17 protein-coding genes are annotated in these 22,154 nt (G+C 72.8%); 8 read left to right on the top strand and 9 right to left on the bottom strand.

Features of this window, described 5'->3' with window-relative positions; all coding sequences use genetic code 11:
- Window positions 1-41: 41 nt before the first annotated feature.
- The 7 genes from prfA to secA form a co-directional block, all read right to left on the bottom strand.
- Entirely contained in the window at window positions 42-1,130 is a 1,089-nt protein-coding gene (gene prfA, locus ACIBBF_RS15835) for a peptide chain release factor 1 (protein WP_397414951.1), read from the bottom strand.
- 187 nt (window positions 1,131-1,317) lie between these two features.
- Window positions 1,318-1,536 carry a 50S ribosomal protein L31 gene (gene rpmE, locus ACIBBF_RS15830; protein ID WP_119142620.1) on the bottom strand — a complete coding sequence of 73 codons (219 nt, stop codon included), beginning with the start codon at window positions 1,534-1,536 and terminating at the stop codon, window positions 1,318-1,320.
- Window positions 1,537-1,670: 134 nt separating this feature from the next.
- Window positions 1,671-3,569, bottom strand: coding sequence for a transcription termination factor Rho (gene rho / locus ACIBBF_RS15825; protein ID WP_397414949.1), 1,899 nt, complete (start codon window positions 3,567-3,569; stop codon window positions 1,671-1,673).
- Window positions 3,570-3,900: 331 nt separating this feature from the next.
- On the bottom strand, window positions 3,901-4,896 hold the full coding sequence (gene thrB / locus ACIBBF_RS15820; protein ID WP_397414947.1) for a homoserine kinase: 996 nt from the start codon (window positions 4,894-4,896) through the stop codon (window positions 3,901-3,903).
- Window positions 4,896-6,011: a threonine synthase gene (thrC, locus tag ACIBBF_RS15815; RefSeq protein WP_397415193.1), complete on the bottom strand. Its 1,116-nt coding sequence runs from the start codon at window positions 6,009-6,011 to the stop codon at window positions 4,896-4,898. The genes thrB and thrC overlap by 1 nt, the downstream gene beginning before the upstream one ends.
- 9 nt (window positions 6,012-6,020) lie before the next feature.
- Window positions 6,021-7,319, bottom strand: a complete 1,299-nt coding sequence (locus ACIBBF_RS15810; protein WP_397414945.1) for a homoserine dehydrogenase — start codon at window positions 7,317-7,319, stop codon at window positions 6,021-6,023.
- A gap of 201 nt (window positions 7,320-7,520) precedes the next feature.
- A complete protein-coding gene (secA, locus tag ACIBBF_RS15805) occupies window positions 7,521-10,466 on the bottom strand; it encodes a preprotein translocase subunit SecA (protein ID WP_397414943.1) in 2,946 nt (981 codons plus the stop codon).
- Between the two features lie 298 nt (window positions 10,467-10,764).
- On the opposite strand from secA, the gene ACIBBF_RS15800 reads away from it, so the two are divergent.
- From ACIBBF_RS15800 to mnhG, 6 genes are read left to right on the top strand one after another with little or no spacing between them, the layout of a single operon-like run.
- Entirely contained in the window at window positions 10,765-13,818 is a 3,054-nt protein-coding gene (locus ACIBBF_RS15800; RefSeq protein WP_397414941.1) for a Na+/H+ antiporter subunit A, read from the top strand.
- Window positions 13,815-14,324, top strand: a complete 510-nt coding sequence (locus ACIBBF_RS15795) for a Na(+)/H(+) antiporter subunit C (RefSeq protein ID WP_397414939.1) — start codon at window positions 13,815-13,817, stop codon at window positions 14,322-14,324. Before ACIBBF_RS15800 ends, ACIBBF_RS15795 begins: the two co-directional genes overlap by 4 nt.
- Window positions 14,321-15,988, top strand: coding sequence for a Na+/H+ antiporter subunit D (locus ACIBBF_RS15790; RefSeq protein ID WP_397414936.1), 1,668 nt, complete (start codon window positions 14,321-14,323; stop codon window positions 15,986-15,988). The genes ACIBBF_RS15795 and ACIBBF_RS15790 overlap by 4 nt, the downstream gene beginning before the upstream one ends.
- On the top strand, window positions 15,985-16,617 hold the full coding sequence (locus tag ACIBBF_RS15785; RefSeq protein ID WP_397414934.1) for a Na+/H+ antiporter subunit E: 633 nt from the start codon (window positions 15,985-15,987) through the stop codon (window positions 16,615-16,617). The genes ACIBBF_RS15790 and ACIBBF_RS15785 overlap by 4 nt, the downstream gene beginning before the upstream one ends.
- Window positions 16,614-16,928 (top strand): monovalent cation/H+ antiporter complex subunit F, encoded by a 315-nt coding sequence (locus tag ACIBBF_RS15780; RefSeq protein ID WP_397414932.1) that lies wholly within the window; start codon window positions 16,614-16,616, stop codon window positions 16,926-16,928. The genes ACIBBF_RS15785 and ACIBBF_RS15780 overlap by 4 nt, the downstream gene beginning before the upstream one ends.
- Window positions 16,925-17,275 carry a monovalent cation/H(+) antiporter subunit G gene (gene mnhG / locus ACIBBF_RS15775; RefSeq protein ID WP_397414929.1) on the top strand — a complete coding sequence of 117 codons (351 nt, stop codon included), beginning with the start codon at window positions 16,925-16,927 and terminating at the stop codon, window positions 17,273-17,275. The genes ACIBBF_RS15780 and mnhG overlap by 4 nt, the downstream gene beginning before the upstream one ends.
- Before the next feature lie 29 nt (window positions 17,276-17,304).
- Here mnhG and ACIBBF_RS15770 read toward each other — a convergent pair whose 3' ends face one another.
- Together ACIBBF_RS15770 and ACIBBF_RS15765 are read right to left on the bottom strand one after the other, a co-directional pair.
- Window positions 17,305-19,026 (bottom strand): cation:proton antiporter, encoded by a 1,722-nt coding sequence (locus ACIBBF_RS15770; protein ID WP_397414927.1) that lies wholly within the window; start codon window positions 19,024-19,026, stop codon window positions 17,305-17,307.
- A gap of 25 nt (window positions 19,027-19,051) precedes the next feature.
- A complete protein-coding gene (locus ACIBBF_RS15765) occupies window positions 19,052-20,314 on the bottom strand; it encodes a winged helix-turn-helix domain-containing protein (protein WP_397414925.1) in 1,263 nt (420 codons plus the stop codon).
- Between the two features lie 88 nt (window positions 20,315-20,402).
- Here ACIBBF_RS15765 and ACIBBF_RS15760 point away from each other — a divergent pair, with 88 nt between their 5' ends.
- Both ACIBBF_RS15760 and hpf read left to right on the top strand, forming a co-directional pair.
- Complete coding sequence (locus tag ACIBBF_RS15760) at window positions 20,403-21,203, top strand: ComF family protein (RefSeq protein ID WP_397414923.1); 801 nt, start codon at window positions 20,403-20,405, stop codon at window positions 21,201-21,203.
- Between the two features lie 234 nt (window positions 21,204-21,437).
- Complete coding sequence (gene hpf, locus ACIBBF_RS15755) at window positions 21,438-22,103, top strand: ribosome hibernation-promoting factor, HPF/YfiA family (protein ID WP_397414920.1); 666 nt, start codon at window positions 21,438-21,440, stop codon at window positions 22,101-22,103.
- Window positions 22,104-22,154 lie beyond the last annotated feature (51 nt).

Raw genomic sequence — 22,154 nt, 5'->3', positions numbered from 1 at the left:
TCCGTCCGGCGGGGACGGCCGTCGTGCCCCGGCCTCCGGGCTCAGGCACCTGCCGCCTCCGCGAGCCGTGCCGCCTCGTCGGCGTCGATCGCGGACCGCACCACCGGGCCCAGGTCGCCGTCCAGCACCTGGTCGAGGTTGTAGGCCTTGTAGCCGGTGCGGTGGTCGGCGATGCGGTTCTCGGGGAAGTTGTACGTGCGGATCCGCTCGGAGCGGTCCACGGTGCGCACCTGCGAGCGGCGCAGCTCGGCGGACTCGGCGGCGGCGGCCTCCGCCTGCGCCGCCAGGAGGCGGGCGCGCAGCACGCGCATGGCCTGCTCCCGGTTCTGCAGCTGCGACTTCTCGTTCTGCATCGAGACCACGATGCCGGTGGGCAGGTGGGTGATGCGCACCGCGGAGTCCGTGGTGTTGACGGACTGCCCGCCCGGACCCGAGGACCGGTAGACGTCGATGCGCAGGTCGTTCTGGTCGATCTCGAGCTCACCCGGGTCGTCCACCTCGGGGAACACGAGCACGCCCGCCGCCGAGGTGTGGATGCGGCCCTGCGACTCCGTGACGGGCACCCGCTGCACGCGGTGCACGCCGCCCTCGTACTTGAGGCTGTGCCAGACGCCGTCCTCGGGGCCCTGCACGCTCTTGGCCTTGATCGCCACCTGGACGTCCTTGTAGCCGCCCAGGTCGGACTCGGTGGCCTCCAGGACCTGCGTGGACCAGCCGCGCTGCTCCGCGTACCGCAGGTACATGCGCAGCAGGTCGCCCGCGAACAGCGCCGACTCCTCGCCGCCCTCGCCCGCCTTGATCTCGAGGATGACGTCGCGGCCGTCGTCGGGGTCGCGCGGGACGAGCACACGGCGCAGCCGCTCCTCGGCCGCCGCCTCCGCCTCGCGCAGGCCCGGCAGCTCCTCGGCGAACGACGCGTCCTCGGCGGCCAGCTCGGCGGCGGCCTCGGCGTCGTCGTGGGCCTGCTCCCACGCCTTGTAGGCGCCCACCACCTGGTTCAGCTCGGCATACCGCCGGCCGAGGGTCCGGGCGCGGCCGGGGTCCGCGTGCACGGCGGGGTCCGCCAGTGCCGTCTCGATCTCGGCGTGCTCGCTGAGCAGCGGCCCGACACCGGCAAACGCTTCGGTCACGATCTCTCCTCGGTACAGCTGCCGCCCCGTTGAGTGCTGGCTCTTCGCCCTTTCCGGAGCCGCGGAAGGGCGAATGTCCCGCACTCAGCGGGGATGGTGGGGTCGGGCAAAGCAACAGCGCCGGTGGTCCGGTGCCCGACTGCCCCTGGAGAGGTTGTCGGACCGGACCACCGGCGCTGCGGAGTCGCTACTTGTCGGCGGCCTTCTTGCCGTAGCGCGCCTGGAACCGGGCCACGCGGCCACCGGTGTCCATGATCTTCTGCTTGCCCGTGTAGAACGGGTGGCAGGCGCTGCAGACGTCGGCGCTGATCTTGCCGGACGTCTCGGTGCTACGCGTCGTGAAGGTGTTGCCACAGGTGCAGGTGACCTGGGTGACGACGTACTCGGGGTGGATTCCAGCCCTCATGGTGCTCCTTGGTTGTGATGCCGCTGGGTCGCCCTGCAGAACCGCAGGCGCGTGAACCAGCGAGCCAGCCAGTCATTCTGCCACTACCTCGCCCGGACGGGCGAGGCAGCGGGGTGTGACGTGGACCGTCCGGATCAGACGGTCTCGCCGACGTTGTCGTCCTCGGTCAGACCACCCGGCGTCGTCTTCTGCACGTGCAGCAGGAACTCGACGTTGGTCTTGGTCTTCTTGAGCTGACCGAGCAGCAGCTCGGCCGCCTGCGTCTGGTCGAGCGCGCCCATGACACGGCGCAGCTTGTAGACGATCGCGAGCTCGTCCTTCGACATGAGGATCTCCTCGCGCCGGGTGCTCGAGCCGTTGACGTCGATCGCCGGGAAGATGCGCTTCTCGGCCAGGGACCGCGACAGGCGCAGCTCCATGTTGCCGGTGCCCTTGAACTCCTCGAAGATCACCTCGTCCATCTTCGAGCCGGTCTCCACCAGCGCGGTGGCGAGGATGGTCAGCGAGCCGCCGTCCTCGATGTTGCGGGCGGCACCGAAGAACTTCTTGGGCGGGTAGAGCGCCGCGGCGTCCACACCACCCGACAGGATGCGGCCCGACGCCGGGGCGGCCAGGTTGTAGGCGCGCGACAGGCGGGTGATGCCGTCGAGCAGCACCACGACGTCCTGACCCAGCTCCACGAGGCGCTTGGCCCGCTCGATGGCGAGCTCGGCGACCAGCGTGTGGTCGGAGGCGTGGCGGTCGAAGGTCGAGGAGATGACCTCGCCCTTGACCGAGCGCTCGAAGTCGGTGACCTCTTCCGGGCGCTCGTCCACCAGCACGACCATGAGGTGGACCTCAGGGTTGTTCGTGGTGATCGCGTTGGCGATCTGCTGCATCATCAGCGTCTTGCCGGCCTTGGGCGGCGCGACGATGAGGCCGCGCTGGCCCTTGCCGATCGGCGCGACGATGTCGATCACGCGCGGCGTCAGCTTGGTCGCCTCGGGGTTCTCCAGGCGCAGACGCTCCTGCGGGTACAGCGGCGTCAGCTTGGTGAACTCGGGGCGCTCCCGCGCCTCCTCCGGCGTCATGCCGTTCACGGTGTCCAGGCGCACCAGGGCGTTGAACTTGTTCACCTTGGCGTTGCGCCCGGTCGGCTGCTGGGGCGGCTCCTCGCCCTCGCGCGGCTGGCGGACGGCGCCGACGACGGCGTCACCGCGGCGCAGGCCGGCCTTCTTGACCTGGTTCAGCGACACGTACACGTCGTTGTTGCCCGGCAGGTAGCCCGACGTCCGCACGAACGCGTAGTTGTCGAGGATGTCGAGGATGCCGGCGACGGGCAGCAGCACGTCGTCCTCGCGCACCTCGACGTTCTCGAGGCCCGCGACGTCCGGACCCTGGCGGCCGCGGCCGCGCTTGCGGTCCCGGCCCCGGTCCCGGCCGCGGCGGCGGCGCGAACCGCGCTCGTCGTCGAGGTCGTTGTTCCGGTCGGCGTTGCGGTCGTTGTTCCGCTCGCCGCCACGGTTGCTGCCGCGCTCGTTCCGGTCGGCGCCGCGCTCGCCGCCACGCTCACCGGAGCGGTCGTTGCGGGAGCCCTGCCGGCCGCTGCCGGACTGGCCGTTACGGGTCTCGGAAGTCTTGTCGCCGTTCTGCTCGGCGGCACCCTGGCCGCGGCCGGAACGACGGCCGCCCTGCTCGCGCGGAGCGGCCACGGCCTCGGCGAGCTGGGCCAGGCGGGCGGCCTTCTCGGCCTCCGTGCTGGCGTCGGCGCGCACACCCGAGGTGGCGACCTCGGCGGCGGCGACCGGCGTCTCGGCGCGGGCGGGCTTGTCGGTGGTGGGCTGCTCCACGGTGGCAGCGGCACGGCTCGGACGCTTCGTCGCGCCGCCCGTCTTCTCGCGGATGGTCTCCACGAGGTCGCTCTTGCGCATCCTGGAGGTGCCCTTCACGCCCAGGTCTCCGGCGAGTGCCTGGAGCTCGGCGAGGCGCATGCTGCTCAGCGCTCCGGCGGTACGGCCGGCGGCTTCCTGAGCGTTATCGGTGGTGTCTGTCACGAAGGACCCTTCCCCCTCGAACTGCGGCTGATCGCGTGATCGCGGGCCGCGGGATAGTGGGCGTCCGGCACGAGATGGCCGAGGCGCGAAAAACCTCGCATCAGTGGTACGACGACGACGGCGGACGGGGGCGTTGTCTGCCTTCTCGCGAGATGCGGTAGCCGTGGGTCACGGCCTGCAACGGGCACGGCTGAGCAGCCGAGGTTCACTGGATCAGAACTCTGCCGATCAGGCGGTGAGGAACCGAGAAGATTCCGGGCTCCCGCCACCATGGCTCAGGACGTGCGATCCCGAAGGTTCACTGCATACTACCACCCCGTACTGCCCGTGATCATGGCCCGACACGGTGCGTTCCCGGACGACCCGTCGCACCTGCCGAGCCGGACGATAGCGCACCCGTGTTTCCGGAAACTCTCCGTGCGCGTGCACCGGTCATGTCGATTCCCGGACTCAACCGTCGCCAACCCGCCGACTCGTCCACCAGCTCCGCCAGGACCGCGTCACGACGGGCCCTGTGCTCCGGCCCGGCGAGCACCAGGACGGTGGGCCCGGCGCCCGAGACCGTGGCCGGTACGCCGGCCTCCCGCAGCGCCCGCAGCAGCTCGCTGGACGCCCCCAGGACGGGCGCCCGGTAGGACTGGTGCAGCCGGTCCTCCGTGGCGTCGAACAGCAGCTCCGGCCGCCGGGCGAGCGCCTCGACGAGGAGTGCCGCGCGGCCCGCGGTGAACGCGGCGTCGCCGTGCGACACACGGGCCGGCAGGGCCGCCCGGGCCCGGGCCGTCGCCAGCCGGGCGTCCGGCACCAGCACGGTGGCCTCGATCGTGGGATCCACGTCCAGGCCGACGGCGCGCGGGCCGTCGTCCGTGGTCCAGGCGACCGTGGCCCCGCCCTGGATGGCCGGGGCCGCGTTGTCGGGGTGCCCCTCGAACTCGGTGGCCAGCGCGAGCACCGTGGTGGCGTCGATCGCGCGCGGGTCGGCTAGCAGCGCACGCGCCGCGACGATCCCGGCCACGACCGCGGCCGACGACGAGCCGAGCCCCCGTCCGTGCGGGATCACGTTGTGGCACGTCATGTGGATGCCGGTCGGGACGGCCCCGGCCAGGTCCATGGTGCGGCGCAGCGCACGGACCACCAGGTGGTCCTCCCCCAGCGTGACCTCGCCCGCCCCCTCGCCCTCGACCTCGACGAGCACCTCGTCGCTCGCGACGAGCCGTACCTCGACCTCGTCGTACAGCGCGAGGGCCAGGCCCAGCGCGTCGAACCCCGGGCCGAGGTTCGCGCTGGTGGCGGGCACCCGGACCCGCACGTGGTCGGCGCCGAGCTGCATCAGAGCGACAGGGCGTCGGCGATCGACACGACGTCGGCGGAGACCCGTACGGGCTCCACCTCGCCGCCGTCGGGCGTGCGCAGCGCCCAGCCCGGGTCCTTGAGCCCGTGACCGGTCACCGTGATGGTGATGCGCGCCCCCGCGGGCACCAGGCCACGCTCGTGGCGTGCCAGGAGGCCCGCGACGCCGGCCGCGGAGGCCGGCTCGACGAACACACCGACCTCGGCCGAGAGGATGCGGTGCGCCGCGAGGATCTGCTCGTCGGTCACCGCCTCGATGACGCCGCCGGACGTGTCGCGGGCCTGCTCGGCCTGCTCCCACGAGGCGGGGTTGCCGATCCGGATGGCGGTCGCGATGGTGTCCGGCTCGTCGACCGGGTGCCCCTTGACGATCGGGGCGGCGCCGGCGGCCTGGAAGCCCCACATGGCCGGCGTACGGCTCGCGACACCCGCCTCGGCGTACTCGGTGAAACCCTTCCAGTAGGCCGTGATATTCCCGGCGTTGCCGACGGGCAGCACGTGGATGTCCGGGGCGTCGCCCAGCGCGTCCACGATCTCGAACGCGGCCGTCTTCTGGCCCTCGATCCGGTCCGGGTTCACCGAGTTCACGAGCTCGACCGGGTGGGTGTCGGCGAGCTTGCGCGCGGCCACCAGGCAGTCGTCGAAGTTGCCGTCCACCTGGAGCAGGCGCGCGCCGTGCGCGACGGCCTGGCTCAGCTTGCCCATCGCGATCTTGCCGTCCGGCACGAGCACGGCGCAGACCATCCCGGCCCGCGTCGCGTACGCGGCGGCCGACGCCGACGTGTTGCCGGTCGACGCGCACACCACGACCCGGGCGCCCCGCCCGGCGGCCGCCGAGATCGCGGTGGTCATCCCCCGGTCCTTGAAGGAGCCGGTGGGGTTCATGCCCTCGACCTTGACGTACACGTCGGCGCCCGTGCGCTCCGACAGCGCGGGAGCGGGGACGAGCGGCGTGCCGCCCTCGCCGAGCGTCACGATCTTCTGCTGCAGGTGGGCGGGCAGGCGGTCGGCGTACTCGGCGATCACGCCACGCCACAGGCGTGAGGTGGGTGCGCCGGGAGCGGCGGACGGGAGGTTCGGTTCAGCGGGCAGCACGGGCACGGTTCAGCCTTCGACTCTCAGGACGGACGTGATCTCGCGGACCGGTTCGAGCGTGCGGACCGCCGCGATGGTGGCGGCCAGCGACGCCTCGCGGGCCGCGTGGGTGGTCAGGAGCAGCTCGGCGGTGCCCTCGGAGGGTCCGGTCTGGCGCACGGTGTCGATCGACACGCCGTGGTCGCCCACGACCCCGGCGACCTGGGCCAGCACCCCCGGCAGGTCGGCCACCAGCAGGCGGACCTGGTAACGCGTCACCGCGGCGTCGGGCGGGAGCAGCGGGCGGGCCGCATAGGTGGACTCCTGCGGGCCCTTGCCGCCGAGCACACGGTGGCGCGCCGCCGAGACGACGTCGCCGACGACGGCCGACGCCGTGGGGCGCCCTCCGGCGCCCTGCCCGTAGAACATGAGCGGGCCTGCGGCGTCCGCCTCGACGAAGACCGCGTTGAAGGCACCCTTCACGCCCGCCAGCGGGTGGTCCAGCGGGACGAGCGCCGGGTGCACCCGGACGGAGACGCCCTCACCGGTCTGCTCGGCGATGGCCAGCAGCTTCACGGCGTGCCCGGTCCGGGCCGCCCACGCGACGTCGTCGGACGTGATGCCGCGGATGCCCTCACGGGCCACGTCGTCCGCCGAGACCCGGGTGTGGAAGGCCAGGCTGGCGAGGATCGCGGCCTTCGCCGCGGCGTCGTACCCGTCCACGTCGGCGGTCGGGTCCGCCTCGGCGTAGCCGAGCTCCTGGGCCTGCTTCACCGCCGCGTCGAGGTCCAGCCCGCTCGTGGCCATCTGGTCCAGCACGTAGTTGGTGGTGCCGTTGACGATGCCGAGCACGCGGCGCACGTGGTCGCCCGCCAGGGACTCCCGCACGGGCCGCACGATGGGGATGGCGCCCGCGACGGCAGCCTCGTAGTAGATGTCGACGCCGGCGGAGTCGGCCGCCTTGTAGAGCGTGGGCCCGTCCGCCGCCAGCAGCGCCTTGTTCGCCGTGACCACGGCCGCGCCGCCCTCGATGGCCCGCAGCAGCAGGCCGCGCGCGGGTTCGGTACCACCGATCACCTCGACGACGATGTCCGCGCCGTCCACGAGCGACTCCGCGTCCTGCGTCAGCAGCTCGCGCGGGATCGCCGGGTCACGGGGCTGGGCCGTGCTGCGGACGGCGATGCCCACGAGCTCCAGCGGGGCACCCGCGCGGGCGGCCAGGTCGGCACCCTGCTCCAGCAGGATCCGGGCCACCTCGGTGCCCACGACGCCGCAGCCGAGCAGAGCGACACGCAGCCCGCGCGCGGGCTCGGAGACGTGGACGGGCACGGCGATCCTGCTTTCGTCGGGGGACTCATCGAGGCGGGCGGTCCGGTCCGGTGCGGGCCCGCACGGAGAGCTCCGGCCGTTGCGATCAGGGTAACCGGACCGTCCGACACCGGAGACCGCTGTCTCACACGGGGAACGCCGAGGCGGTCACCCGGCGGGCGGGCGACCGCCTCGGCGGACGGACAGGGTGACGGCGGGCCGTCAGGCCTCGTTGACCCCGTGGCAGACCTTGTACTTCTTGCCCGACCCGCACGGGCACTGCGCGTTGCGCGGCGTGCCGGGGAACGTCCGGCCGTCGCTCGCGACGGCGCTGGCCTCGCCGTGCAGCGCAGCGCGCCGGCGGGCGCCGTCGGACGACTGCATGAACGCCGAGCCCGAGCCGTCCTCGCTCGGTGCCGAGTAGGTCAGCGGCTGCTGCCGGTTCGGGGTGTCCAGGCCCTTGGCCAGCAGGATCGGCTCGGTCGCCGCACCCGCCGCACGCCGCGGCCGGGGGGCCGGTGCCTGCTGTGCCGCCGCGGCCGGCTGCACCGCGGGGATCTGGGTCGTGGGCGGCGCGTCGGGCTGTCCGGTGCCCAGGCGGCCACGCGGCGGCACCGGGCCGACGGTGGGCAGCTCCGGGGCGCCGTCGGCCTGCTCGGCGTCGGGCTGCTGCACCGTGACCTCGAGGTTGAACAGGAACCCGACCGACTCCTCCTTGATGGCGTCGGTCATCGCCTGGAAGAGCTGGAAGCCCTCGCGCTGGTACTCGACCAGCGGGTCGCGCTGCGCCATGGCGCGCAGCCCGATGCCCTCCTTGAGGTAGTCCATCTCGTAGAGGTGCTCGCGCCACTTGCGGTCCAGCACGGAGAGCACCACGCGGCGCTCGAGCTGGCGCATCGCGGGCGACGTCAGCTCGTCCTCGCGCGCCTGGTAGGCCACGCGGGCGTCGGACAGGATCTCCTCCAGCAGCATCTCGCCCGTGAGCCGGTCGAGGCCGCCGGCCTCCTCCGCGATCTCCTCCGGGGTCAGCGACACCGGGTAGACCGCCTTGAGCGCCGTCCACAGGGCGTCGAGGTCCCACTGCTCACCGGTGCTGCCGTCGGCCGTCGCGTTGGTGACGTAGTCGGTGATGGTGTCGGTCAGGAAGTGCTGCACCTGCTCGCGCAGGTCCTCCCCCTGGAGCACCCGCAGCCGCTCGGCGTAGATGACGCTGCGCTGGCGCGAGAGGACGTCGTCGTACTTGAGGACGTTCTTGCGGATCTCGAAGTTGCGGGACTCCACCTGGCCCTGCGCGGACATGATGCCGCGCGTGACCATCTTGGACTCCAGCGGCATGTCGTCCGGAAAGCCCGCGCGGTTCATCATCGACTCGGCAAGGCCCGAGTTGAACAGGCGCATCAGGTCGTCCTGCATCGACAGGTAGAACCGGGACTCACCCGGGTCGCCCTGACGGCCGGAGCGGCCGCGGAGCTGGTTGTCGATGCGGCGGGACTCGTGCCGCTCCGTGCCGAGCACGTAGAGGCCGCCGGCCTCCTTGACCTCGTCGTGCTCGGCGGCCACGCGCGCCTTGGCCTTCTCGAGGGCCTCCGGCCAGGCCGCCTCGTACTCCTCGGGGGTCTCGACCGGGTCCAGGCCGCGCTCGGCGAGCTCGGCCACCGCGAGGTACTCGGCGTTGCCGCCGAGCATGATGTCGGTACCGCGGCCGGCCATGTTGGTGGCGACCGTGACGGCGCCCTTGCGGCCCGCCATGGCCACGACCGCGGCCTCACGCTCGTGCTCCTTGGCGTTCAGCACGTTGTGCGGCACGCCGGCCTTCTTGAGCTTGGCGCTCAGGAGCTCCGACTTCTCGACGCTGGTGGTACCCACCAGGACCGGCTGGCCGTAGGCGTGCCGCTCCACGATGTCGGCCACCACCGCGTTGAACTTACCCTCCTCGTTCTTGTACACGAGGTCGGGCTGGTCGATGCGCTGCGGCGGCTTGTTCGTCGGGATCGGCACCACGCCCAGCTTGTACGTGCCCTGGAACTCGGCGGCCTCGGTCTCGGCCGTACCGGTCATGCCGGACAGCTTGGTGTAGAGGCGGAAGTAGTTCTGGAGGGTGATCGTGGCGAGCGTCTGGTTCTCCGCCTTGATCTCCACCCCCTCCTTCGCCTCGATGGCCTGGTGCATGCCCTCGTTGTAGCGACGGCCCGCGAGGATACGGCCCGTGTGCTCGTCGACGATCATGACCTCGCCGTTCAGCACGACGTAGTCCTTGTCGCGCTTGAACAGCTCCTTCGCCTTGATGGCGTTGTTCAGGAACCCGATCAGCGGCGTGTTCAGCGACTCGTAGAGGTTGTCGATGCCGAGGTAGTCCTCGATCTTCGCGATGCCCGGCTCGAGCACGCCGACGGTCCGCTTCTTCTCGTCGACCTCGTAGTCGACGGTGGGGACCAGGCGGCGCACCACCTTGGCGAACTCGTTGTACCAGCGGTTCGCGTCGCCGGCGGCGGGGCCGGAGATGATCAGCGGCGTGCGGGCCTCGTCGATGAGGATGGAGTCCACCTCGTCGACGATGGCGAAGTTGTGCCCGCGCTGGACCAGGTCGTCGGTGGACCACGCCATGTTGTCGCGCAGGTAGTCGAAGCCGAACTCGTTGTTGGTGCCGTAGGTGATGTCGGCCGCGTACATCTCGCGGCGCTGCGCCGGCGTCTGGCCGGACAGGATGACACCCGTGGTCATGCCCATGAACCGGAAGACGCGGCCCATCAGGTCACCCTGGTACTTGGCCAGGTAGTCGTTGGTGGTGATCACGTGCACGCCGTCGCCGCTCAGGGCGTTGAGGTAGGCGGCCGTGGTGGCCACCAGCGTCTTGCCCTCACCGGTGCGCATCTCGGCGATGTTGCCGAGGTGCAGCGCCGCGCCGCCCATGATCTGCACGTCGAAGTGCCGCTGGCCGAGCGTGCGGTGCGCCGCCTCGCGGATCGCCGCGAACGCCTCCGGCATGAGCTCGTCCAGGGTCGCGCCGTGCTCCAGGCGTTCCCGGAAGCGCGCGGTCTCCTCACGCAGCTCGGTGTCGCTCAGCTCGACAAAGCTGGGCTCCAAGCGGTTGACCTGCTCAGCCACGGAATGCAGCTTCTTCAGGACACGTCCTTCGCCGATGCGCAGGACCTTGTCGAGGATGGACACGCGGGTTCTCCCAGCTCGTCGTCACGTTTCGCCGTCGCCCATGGTAGGCCGTAAACCTGGGCCCGTGGCCCAGAGCCGGAGGCGGACCGGCGGGGTTCGCTCTCGGGGTAACGATCACGGGAAGCCCGCGGTTCCGGCGGACCGGTGTCCGCCCCATGCGGCGGTACCAGATAAAGTGGGTCGCACCGCCCACCCGCCCGCGCTCGTGGGGCAGGCCGCACCGTGCTCTCCCTCGGGGTTCCGCCCCGGCAAGGCCACGACGGCCGGCGCCCGCGAACCCTGACAGGACGGTACGGACGTGCTCCTCGTACTGCTTGCCCACGGGGCCCTGGCTCTCGCCGCCCCCGCACTCGTCGCAGCCCTGGGCCGGCGCGCCTTCTGGGTGCTGGCCCTCGGCCCTGCGGCGGCCGCCCTCTACGCCCTGTCCCGGACCCGTGCCGTGCTGGACGGCGACGTCCCCACCGAGCACGTGCCGTGGATCCCCGCGCTCGGTCTCGGCATCGACCTCCGGCTGGACCTCCTGTCGTGGGTCATGCTCCTGGTGGTGGGCGGCGTCGGCGCACTGGTGATGCTCTACTGCGGCGCCTACTTCTCCCGCGAGGCCCGCGGCCTGGGCCGGTTCGGCGGGTTCCTCGTGGCCTTCGCCGGCTCGATGGCGGGCCTCGTGGTGGCCGACGACATGCTCCTCCTCTTCGTGTTCTGGGAGCTCACCACCGTCTTCTCCTACCTGCTGATCGGCCACTACGCGGACCGCACCTCGTCCCGCCGGGCCGCCATGCAGGCCATCGTCGTCACCACCGCCGGGGGCCTGGCCATGCTGGTCGGCGTGGTCGTGCTCGGCGTGACCGCGGGCACCTGGAGCCTCTCCGCCGTCGTGGCCGACCCGCCGTCGGGCCCCGCCGTCACCGTGGCCGTGGTCTGCCTGCTGGCCGGTGCCGCCACCAAGTCCGCGCTCGTGCCGACGCACTTCTGGCTGCCCGCCGCGATGGCCGCCCCCACCCCCGTCTCCGCCTACCTGCACGCCGCTGCGATGGTGAAGGCGGGCATCTACCTGATCGCCCGCTTCGCGCCCGCGTTCTCCGACCTGCCGGCCTGGCGCGTGGTCGTGCTCGTGCTGGGCGGCGCCACGCTCCTGCTGGGCGGGTACCGGGCGCTGCGCCAGCACGACCTCAAGCTGGTCCTGGCGTTCGGCACCGTCTCCCAGCTCGGCCTGCTGACCATGCTGCTCGGCTACGGCACCCGCGCCACCGCGCTCGCCGGGCTCGCCCTGCTCGGCGCGCACGCGCTGTTCAAGGCCTCCCTGTTCCTGGTGGTCGGCGTGGTCGACGCCGCCACCGGCACCCGTGACCTGCGCAAGCTCGCCGGCGTCGCCCGCCGGCTCCCGGTGACCGCGCTGGCCGCGACGCTCGCGACGGCGTCGATGATCGGCCTGCCGCCCTTCGCCGGCTACGTCGCCAAGGAGGCCGCGCTGGCGGCCTGGGCGCACGACGGCGATCCGCTGAGCACCGTCATGATCGTCGTGGTCGCGGTGGGCTCCGCGCTCACCGTCGCCTACGGGCTCCGCTTCCTCTGGGGCGCCTTCAAGCCGCGGCTGCCCGCAGCGAGCACACCCGGCACACCCGGCACCCCGGACGACGACGGCGCACCGACGACCGTGCACCCGCAGCCGTTCTGGATGGTGGCCCCGCCATTGGTCCTCGCCCTCGGTGGCCTCGCCGTGGCGCTGGTGCCCCAGGTCGGCCAGGAGCTGCTGGGCCGCCACGCCGACACCTACCCCTCGGGCGACCCCGGCCACCTCACCCTCTGGGACGGGTTCACGCCCGTCCTGGCGCTCACCGTCGCGGTCCTCGCCGTGGGCGCCCTCGCGTTCTGGCAGCGCGACCGCGTCGAGCGGCTGCAGGCGGCGCTCTGGTTCCCCGACGGCGCCGACGTCGTGTACCGGCGCATCATGCGCAAGCTGGACCGGCTCGCCAGCGACGTCACCGCGGGCACCCAGCGCGGCTCCCTGCCCTTCTACCTCGGCGTCATCCTGGTGGTCCTGGCGGTCGGTCCCGGGGTCGCCCTGGCCACGGGCCTGGTCGGCGCGAGCGGCGCGGACGCCCTTCCCGGCGCGGCGCTCACCGCCGACCGCGCCGACGTGCTCCGGCTGGGCCCCTTCGCGATCGTGCCGTGGGACGGTCCCGCCCAGGTCGCCGTCGTGCTCGTGATCGTGGTGGCCGCCGTGCTGACGGCCCGGGCCCGGCGCCGGCTCAAGGCGGTCTTCCTCGCCGGGGTCGCGGGCTACGGGAACGCCGCGCTGTTCCTGCTGCACGGCGCACCCGACCTGGCCCTCACCCAGGTCCTGTGCGAGACGGTGACGCTCGTCGTGATGGTGCTGGTGCTCCGCCGCCTGCCACCCCACTTCTCGGACCGGCCGCTGGCGGCCAGCCGCTGGGTCCGGCTCGCGATCGGCGTGCTCACGGGCCTGGTGGTCATGGCGTTCGTCGCCGCGGCCCCGCTGGTGCGCGTGCACGGGCCGATCTCGGTCGACTTCCCCGGGGAGGCCGAGACGTTCGGCGGCGGGCACAACGTCGTCAACGTGACGCTCGTCGACATCCGCGCCTGGGACACCGTGGGCGAGATCTCGGTGCTGCTGGTGGCGGCCACCGGCGTCGCGTCCCTCGTCTTCCTGCGCCAGCGCAGCGGCGACGTGCTGCGGCTCGACCCGGGAGGCGACGAGCCGGCCGACCCGACGGGGCGGTCCCGCTCCCGGCAGACGCGGCCGGGCACCTGGCTGGTCGCGGGGCCGACCCTGGACCCCGGCGCACGGTCGGTGATGTTCGAGGTGGTCACCCGCCTGCTGTTCTACCCGATGATCCTGTTCGCGCTGTTCCTGCTGTTCAGCGGGCACAACGCTCCTGGCGGCGGGTTCGCCGCCGGGCTGGTGGCCGGCCTCGCGCTGGTGGTCCGCTACCTGGCCGGCGGCAGGTACGAGCTCGGCGAGGCGGCGCCCGTGCACCCCGGCCTCGTGCTCGGCACCGGGTTGTTCCTGTCGGCCGGCGTCGGGCTGGTCGCGCTGCTCGCCGGGCAGGCCGCGCTCGAGAGCACGATCCTCGACCTGCACCTGCCGGTGCTGGGCGACGTGCACCTGGTCACCAGCCTGTTCTTCGACATCGGAGTGTTCCTCGTGGTCGTCGGCCTGGTCATCGACATCCTGCGCTCCTTCGGGGCCGAGCTGGACCGGCAGGCCGAACCGTTCTCGGCGCGCGGCGCCCGCGAGCGCGTGCCGTTCGCCGTCGCGGGCACCCGGTCCGGTCCCCGGGCCGGGTCCCGAGCCGGGTCCCGTGCGCGGACGGGAGAGGAGGACGCATGATCGTGCTCGACAACGTCCCCTCCGGGACGCTCCTGGTGGCTGTCGGCGTGCTGGTCGCCGCCGGGGTCTACCTGCTGCTGGAGCGGTCGCTCACGCGCGTGCTGCTCGGGTTCGTGCTGCTGGGCAACGGGGCCAACCTCGCGCTCCTGCTGGCCGGCGGGCGCGCGGGTGCGCCGCCCATCACCGGTGTGACCACCGAGCCCATGAGCGACCCCCTGGCACAGGCGATGATCCTGACGTCGATCGTCATCACCCTCGCCCTGGTCGCCTTCGTCCTGGCGATGGCGTACCGGTCCTGGCAGCTCCACGGCCACGACGAGGTCCAGGACGACCTGGAGGACACCCGTATCGCGCGGCTCGCGGTCCAGGACGCACCGTCCTACGCGGACAGCGACGCCGACGAGCCCGCCGCGACGCTGGACGACGAGGCGGTGACGGCGCGCGACGAGGTCGCCCTGCCCGACCCGGTGACCGACCCGCGGCCTCGTGGAGGTGACGACGCGTGAACCTGTGGACCGTGCAGACCCTTGTACCGCTCCCCGTGCTGGTGCCGCTGTTCGCCGCGGGCCTGGCGCTCGCCCTGCACCGGCACGAACGGGCCCAGCGGATCATCTCGGTGGTGGCCCTCTCGGTGGCCGCGGCCGCCGCCGCGGGCCTGGTGGTCGCGGCCCAGGACGGCCCTGTCGTCAACGACCTCGGCGGCTGGGCCGCCCCGGTGGGCGTCAACCTGGTGGCCGACCCGCTGGCCGCACTGATGCTGCTGGTCAGCAGCATCATGCTGCTCTGCGTGCTGCTGTACTCGATGGCGCAGGGCATCGCGGACGGCAACGACCGCACGGCGCCCGCCGCCAAGGGCGCCGAGGCGCTGCGCCGCACCCTCGAGGCACAGGATGCGGACGCCGACGAGTCGGGGCGCCGCGACGTCCTGCCGGTCGCGATCTTCCACCCGACGTTCCTGATCCTGGCGGCGGGCGTGGCGGACGCCTTCCTGGCCGGCGACCTGTTCAACCTCTACGTCGGCTTCGAGATCCTGCTGGCCGCGTCCTACGTGCTGCTCACGCTCGGCGGCACCAGCGAGCGGATCCGCGCGGGCAGCGTCTACGTGGTCGTCGCCCTGCTCAGCTCGATCGTCTTCCTGCTCGCGGTCGGCCTCGTCTACGCGTCGACCGGGACCGTGAACATGGCCCAGCTCGCCGAGCGGCTGCCCGACGTCGACCCGGGGGTGCGGCTGGGCATCCAGGCGCTGCTGCTGCTCGCCTTCGGGATCAAGGCGGCCATCTTCCCGCTGTCGGCCTGGCTCCCCGACTCCTACCCGACGGCGCCCGCGCCCGTCACCGCCGTCTTCGCGGGCCTGCTCACGAAGGTGGGCGTCTACGCCATCCTGCGCACGCAGACCGTGCTGTTCCCGCAGAACGAGAAGCTGGAGGCGGTACTCCTGGTGCTGGCGCTCGCCACGATGCTCGTCGGGATCCTGGGCGCCGTGGCACAGGACGACGTCAAACGTCTCCTGTCGTTCACGCTGGTCAGCCATATCGGCTACATGATCTTCGGCGTGGCGCTGGCCACCCAGGCGAGCACCGCCGCGGCCATCTTCTACGTGGTGCACCACATCACCGTGCAGACCGCGCTGTTCCTGGTCGTGGGGCTGATCGAACGGCGCAGCGGCACCACGTCGCTGGAACGGCTGGGTGGGCTGGCCACGATGGCGCCCGGCCTGGCGATCCTGTTCTTCGTGCCCGCGATGAACCTCGCCGGCATCCCGCCGCTGTCCGGGTTCCTGGGCAAGGTCGGGCTCCTGGAGGCGGGCGTGGTGGACGGCTCGATGCTCGCCTGGGCCCTGGTGATCGGTTCGGTGGTCACGTCCCTGCTGACCCTCTACGCGGTGATCCGGGCCTGGAACAAGGCGTTCTGGCAGCCGTGCCCCGACAAGGAGAGCCTGCCGGCGGCGACCCCCCTGCCCTGGGGCATGGTCGGCCCGACCGCTGCCCTGGTCACCGTGGGCGTGAGCCTCACCGTGCTGGCGGGGCCGCTCTACGCCTACGCGGAACGGGCGGCCGAGATGGCCATGGACGGTCGCACGTACGTCGAGTCGGTGTTCCCCGACGGCGCGCCCCGGGGCACGGGCGAGTCCAACGAGGTGCGGGACCACGTCGAGGAGGGCGCACCATGACCGGCACAAACATGACCGGTACGAACAGGACCGGCACGGACGAGGCCGTCGCGGCGCAGGCCGCCCCCGGCACCGAGGGGCCGCGGCGCCGCTGGGCGCGGCGGCTGCGCAGGACGTGGCCCACGTCGGCCGTCGGCGCCGTGCTCTGGGTGCTCCTGTGGGGCGACCTGTCCTGGGCGAACCTGCTGTCCGGCGCCGTACTCGGCGCACTGGTGGCCGTCGCCCTCCCCCTGCCCCCGGTGGGTACGTCGGCGACCGTCCGGCCGGGCCCGCTGGCTCGGCTGGCGGGCCGGTTCGTCGCGGACCTCGTGGTCGCCTCCTTCCAGGTGGCCTGGCGGGCGGTCGCACCGGGCCCGACGCCGCGTGGCGGGCTCGTGACCGTCCCGCTCCGCGCGACCTCGGAGCTGTTCGTCGCGACCACCGCAGGGCTCTCGTCCATGGTGCCCGGCACCGTGGTGGTCGACCTGGACCGGAACCGCGGCACGCTGCGGCTGCACGTGCTCGACCTCGAACGGTCGGGCGGGCCGGACGCCGTCCGGCGGGAGACGCAGGCTCTGGAGGAGCGGCTGCTGCTCGCCTTCGCCCCCGGCGACGAGCTGGCCCGCCTGGCCCTGGGAGGAGAGCGATGATGATCGCCGTCGCCGTGGTGGCCACGGTCCTGCTCGCCGGCGCGGCGCTGCTCGCCGTCGTCCGGATGGAGCGCGGACCCTCGATGCTCGACCGCACGGTGGCGTTCGACGTGCTGACGACGGCGCTCGTCGGCGCGGTCGCGGTCGAGGCCGCGCTGTCCCGCCGCACCGAGTCCGTGCCGATCCTGGTGGTGCTGTCGATGGTCGGGTTCATCGGCTCCGTGGCCATCTCCCGGTTCGCCGCCGTCGAGCCGCCCAAGAAGGACCACACAGACCGCGACCACCCCGACCAGCAGGAGAAGACGCCATGACCGTCGTGACCGATGCCCTGGCCGCCGTCTGCCTGCTGCTGGGCGCCTTCTTCTCGTTCTCCGCGGGGATGGGTGTCGTGCGGTTCGACAGCCTGCTGTCCCGCCTGCACGTCGTGGCCAAACCGCAGGTCCTGGGCCTGCTGCTGCTCCTGGCGGGGGTCGCGCTCCGGCTGCGGGACACCGGGTCGGCGAGCATGCTCGTGCTGGTCGCGGTGTTCCAGCTGCTCACCTCGCCCGTGGCCGCGCACATGGTGGGCCGGGCGGGCCTGCGCACCGGCAAGGTGGACCCGGCCCTGCTCGTCTACGACGACGCCCGGCCCGGCGGACGCCCGGCGGACGACGCCTGATCCGACGGGCGGGCTCAGGTCGCGCGGGCTCAGGTCGTGCCGGTCACCTGCTCGGTGGCCGGCTCGTGGTCCGGGCCGTGTGCCCTGCCCCCGCTGCCCGCCGCGGTGCGCGGGGCCTCCGTGGCCGTCACCCGGCGTTCGGCCTGTGCGTCGCGCATCCGCTCGGCCGCGACGTAGCCGAGCGCCGCCTCGGCGGCCTCGTCGGCCAGCGCCTGCCCGGCGGTGCCGTACAGGTGGAACACCGCGTCGGCGCCGTGCCGCGCGAGCTCAGCCGCGTCGTCGTCGTACCGGGCGACCGCGGCCACCGTGCCCTCGAAGCCGCTCGCACGGAGCTGGGACAGGGCGATGAGGTTGGCCGCGTGGAACGGCATGGCGAGGATCGCGAGCCGCACGGCACCCGCGCTGCGGACCCGGCCCCAGAACTCGATGTCCGTCGCGTCCGCCTGCACCACCGTGAAGCCCTCGGTGCGCAGCGCGGCCACGCGCGCCGGGTCGTGCTCGACACCCACCACGTTCATGCCGTAGTCCTGCCGGAGCTGGCGCACCGCACCGCGCCCCACCCGGCCCATGCCGAGCACCAGCGCCTCAGCGCCGGAGACGTCGATGAGCCGTTCCTCGCGGTGCAACCACTCGTTGGGCTTGGAGGGGAAACGCCGGGCGAGCGCCGTCGCGAGCTCGTTGCCGCGGGTGTTGACGGCCGAGGACAGCACGAAGCTCGCGGCGACGGCCACCGCGAGCACGACGAGCCACTCGTCCTGCAGGAGGCCGGACTCCGAGCCGACCGCCACGACGATCAGGCCGAACTCGGAGTAGTTGGCCAGGACCAGCCCGGCCAGGATCGCCGTGCGCTTGCGCAGCCGCATCAGCCGCAGCAGCACCGCCGTCACGATCGCCTGCAGCGGCAGCATGAGCAGAAGGAGCAGGCCGATCATCCCGGCCTGCCAGGTGAGCTGCCCGGAGAAGCCGATCGAGACGAAGAAGCCGACCAGCAGCAGCTCCTTGACGGTGAACAGGTTGCGGGAGAGCTCGGTGGCCGCCGGGTGGCCGGCCAGGAGCATGCCCAGCACGAGCGCCCCGAGGTCGCCCTTGAGCCCGACCGCGTCGAACAGCGCGTACCCGGGACCGAGCGCGACCGCGACGCCGAACAGCGCCTGGAGCTCGCCGTGGCCCACGCGCGACCAGATCCTGCGCAGCAGCCAGGCGCCGGGGACGAGCAGCACCAGGGCGAGCGCCCACGGGCTCGGCGGGTGGTCGGAGGCCACCGACAGGAAGACGACGGCGATCAGGTCCTGCATGACCAGCACACCGATCGCGATCCGGCCGTAGAGCGCGGACTGGTCGGACCGGCCGTCCAGCACCTTGACCACGAACACCGTCGAGGAGAACGACAGGGCCAGCCCGAGCAGCGCGAGGACCCCCAGGCCCTCACCCGCGAGCATCGAGAACCCGACCACGCCGAGCAGGCCGAGGAACCCGACCGCGATGGCGATACTGACCAGCAGGTGCGCCACGGTGGTGAACCAGACGTCCTTGCGCAGGAGCGTCTTCACGTCGAGCTTGAGCCCGATGCCGAACAGGAGCAGCGTGACGCCCAGGTCCGCGATGGTCTCGAGGTACCCCGGGGCCTCAAGGCCCGCCGCGTGCAGGGCGAACCCGGCCACCAGGAAGCCGACCAGCGGCGGCAGCCGGAGCAGCACCGCGCCCAGCCCGGCCGCGACCGTGGCCACCAGGAAGATCGCAGCGGTCCCCATGACCAGAGTTTAGTTGTCGCGTGTTTCAGGGAGTCGTCACGGCCGCCCGCAGCGCGGGTGAAAGAGTGCCCTTGGCCTCGACCGACACCCCGTCCAGGCCCAGCCACCGGGCCATCGCGCGCAGCTCGTGCGCCAGCCGGTCCGGGGTGGCGGCGGTGAGCTCCGGTTCGGCGTGCGCCGACTGCACCCGCAGCACACCGGCCGCGCGGTCCGCCTTGAGGTCGACCCGCGCGGTGAGCCGCGAGTCCTCCAGGAACGGCAGCACGTAGTACCCGTCGACGCGCTGGGCCGCCGGTGTGTAGATGCCGATCCGGTACCGCATGCCGAACAACCGCTCCAGGCGCGCGCGCTCCCACACGAGCGGGTCGAACGGCGCCAGGAGCGCCTGGCCCGTGGCCCGCCGGGGCCGCGCGGCGTCCCGGTGCAGGAACCACCGCTCGGTGCCGCCCGCCACGCGCGCGGGCACGAGCACGCCGTCGGCCACGAGGCCGGCCAGAGCCTGGTCCGCGACGGGCCCCTTCAGCCGGTAGTAGTCCTTGATCGCCCGGGCCGTCCCGATCCACTGGGCCCGCGCGCCGAGCTCCAGCAGGGTGCGCTTGGCCTCGGCCTCGGGCACCTCCCCGAGGGCCGACGCCGGCAGGACCCGCTCCGGCAGGTCGTAGAGCCGCTCGAACTGGGCGTTGCGCCCCGCGGAGACCACCTCACCCGTGAAGAAGAGATGCTCGACCACGCGCTTCTCCGTGCTCCAGTCCCACCACGAGCCCCGCTTGCGGCGCACGGAGCGCCCCTCGGACACGAACCGGTCGTGGATCTGCGAGGCCGACACCGGGCCCTCCGCGGCCACCAGGGCCCGCACCTCGGCCACCTGCGGCGCGTCGGGCAGCCGTACGCCGTCGAGCTCGCCCCAGTCGTACTCCTGCGCGAACCACCGGCGGCGGAAGGCCAGCAGCGGCCAGACCCCGGGCGGGACGTAGGCCGCGACGTGCGCCCAGCTCTCGACGAGGCGACGGTCCGCGGCCGCCGCCCGGCTCGTGCGGCGGCTGTACCGGCCCGACGCCGTCGCCCGGTCCAGCAGGTCGGTGTCGTACGGTCCCAGCCGGGCGAACAGCGGTAGCAGGTGCGCCCGCGCGAGGACGTTCACCGAGTCGATCTGGAGCAGGCCGAGCCGGTCGATCACGCCCTGCACGTGCCGCATGGTGCGCGGCCCGTCGGTGCGCGCACGGTGCAGTCCCTGCGCGGCGACGGCGATGCGCCGGGCCTGGTCGAGTGACAACGAGATCGGTTCCACACCCCCATCCTGCCCGGCACCACTGACACTCCCCGGCGACGGCTGTGGACAGACGGCGCCGCCCGGGGCCGGCGGGCAGGGTGGTGGGATGCGCCCCGTCCGCGAGCTCGCCCGTCTGCTGCTGCCCGTCGCCTGCCCGTGCGGCGAGCCCGACGTGCACTGGTGCGCGCGCTGCGCCGCCCTCCTGTCCGGTGCGCCCCGCCGGGTGGAGCTGGGCGCACCACGGCTCGACCGGCTGGACGGCGTCGCCCCCGTACCCGTCTGGGCCCTCACCGCGTACACGGGGCCGGTGCGCGACGTCGTCGTGCACTGGAAGGACCGGGGGCGGGCCGACCTGGACGGGCTCCTCGCACCCGCCCTGCGGCGGGCCGCCGCACGCCTCGGGCCGGCGCTCGCGCCCGTGCTCTCCGGGCTGCCGGGCGACCCGCCCGCGGGCCCGGTCGCCGTCGTGCCCGTGCCCTCGACCGGGGCCGCACGCCGGGCCCGGGGCCGCGAACCCGTCGCCGTCCTGGCCCGGGCGGTGACCCGCGGCCTGCGGGACGGCGGCGTGCCCGCGGTGCTGGTGCCCGCCCTCGTGCGCCGGGGACGGGGACGGGACCAGGTGGGGCTGGGCGCCCGGGCACGCGGTCGCAACCTGGCGCGCGGGGTCCGCATGACGAGACGTGGGGCACGCTCCCTGGGACGAGGGGCCATGTGCCTCCTCGTGGACGACGTCCTGACGACCGGGGCCACCCTCGCCGCCGTCGAACGCACGCTGGAACGGTGCGGGCACGACGTGCTCGGAGCAACTGTGCTGGCTGCGACGCCGGCCCCGGGCGAGCGCCGCGGGAACCGACCGGAACCGGCGTCCGGCGCGCATCCGGAGCCTGTGCCGAACCTGAAAGTCTGACAGAGAACTCTCAGGTTGTTCACCGATGGTTGGGGCTGTCGTTACCCAGGAGAGAGAGTTAGCCTGAACGTTCCACGGCAAGATCCGAGCCCCGGCGACGTCGGCAGGGCTCGCGCGACGGGGAGGTGGTTCGTGCCCGGCACCCGGCAGCAGGGGTGCCACATCGAGTAGAGACGGGTGCACGCCGCCGGCAAGGGACGGCGTGGCCCAGATTCCCGGAGCGGAGTGACGCACATGGAGATTGTCGTTGTCGGCAGGCACACGGAGGTGGCGGACCGGTTCCGCCAGCACGTCGAGGAGAAGCTCGCGAAGGTAGAGCTGCTCTCTCCTTACGTACGTCGGGTCGACGTGGAGATCACGCACGAGAACAACCCCCGGCTGTCCGAGAACCGGGAACGTGTGGAGCTCACGCTGCGCGCCAAGGGTCCGGTGATCCGCGCGGAGGCCGCGGCGGACGACCGCTTCGGCGCGCTGGACCTCGCCATCGACAAGCTGAACGAGCGGCTGCGCCGCGCCCGTGACCGGCGCAAGGACCACCGGAACAACAAGGTGCTCGCACCTGTGGACGTCCGGCCGCTCGACGAGATCCTCACCGACGAGTCCGGCAGCGAGCCCGAGCCGCAGATCTCGGCCCCCGCCGCGCTGTCCGAGCCCGGCGACTCCGTGGAGACCACCATCGGCGACTCCCCCGTGGTGATCCGGCAGAAGCTGCACCACGCCGACCCGATGACGCTCGACGACGCCGTCTACGAGATGGAGATGGTCGGGCACGACTTCTACCTGTTCATCGACAAGGAGACGTCTCGTCCGTCGGTGCTCTACAAGCGCAAGGGCTGGACGTTCGGCGTGATCCAGCTCGACAACCCCTGCGGCGCCGCCCCGGTCACCGACCTGACGTGATCCCCGGACGCGGCGGAGCCCACCCGGGTTCCGCCGCGTCGGTCGTGCCCG

The sequence above is a fragment of the Promicromonospora sp. NPDC050880 genome (assembly GCF_044456525.1).
Classification (GTDB): Bacteria; Actinomycetota; Actinomycetes; order Actinomycetales; family Cellulomonadaceae; genus Promicromonospora.
Note: the sequence above shows the minus strand (reverse complement) of the source record. Positions and strands in the feature narration are given on the sequence as shown.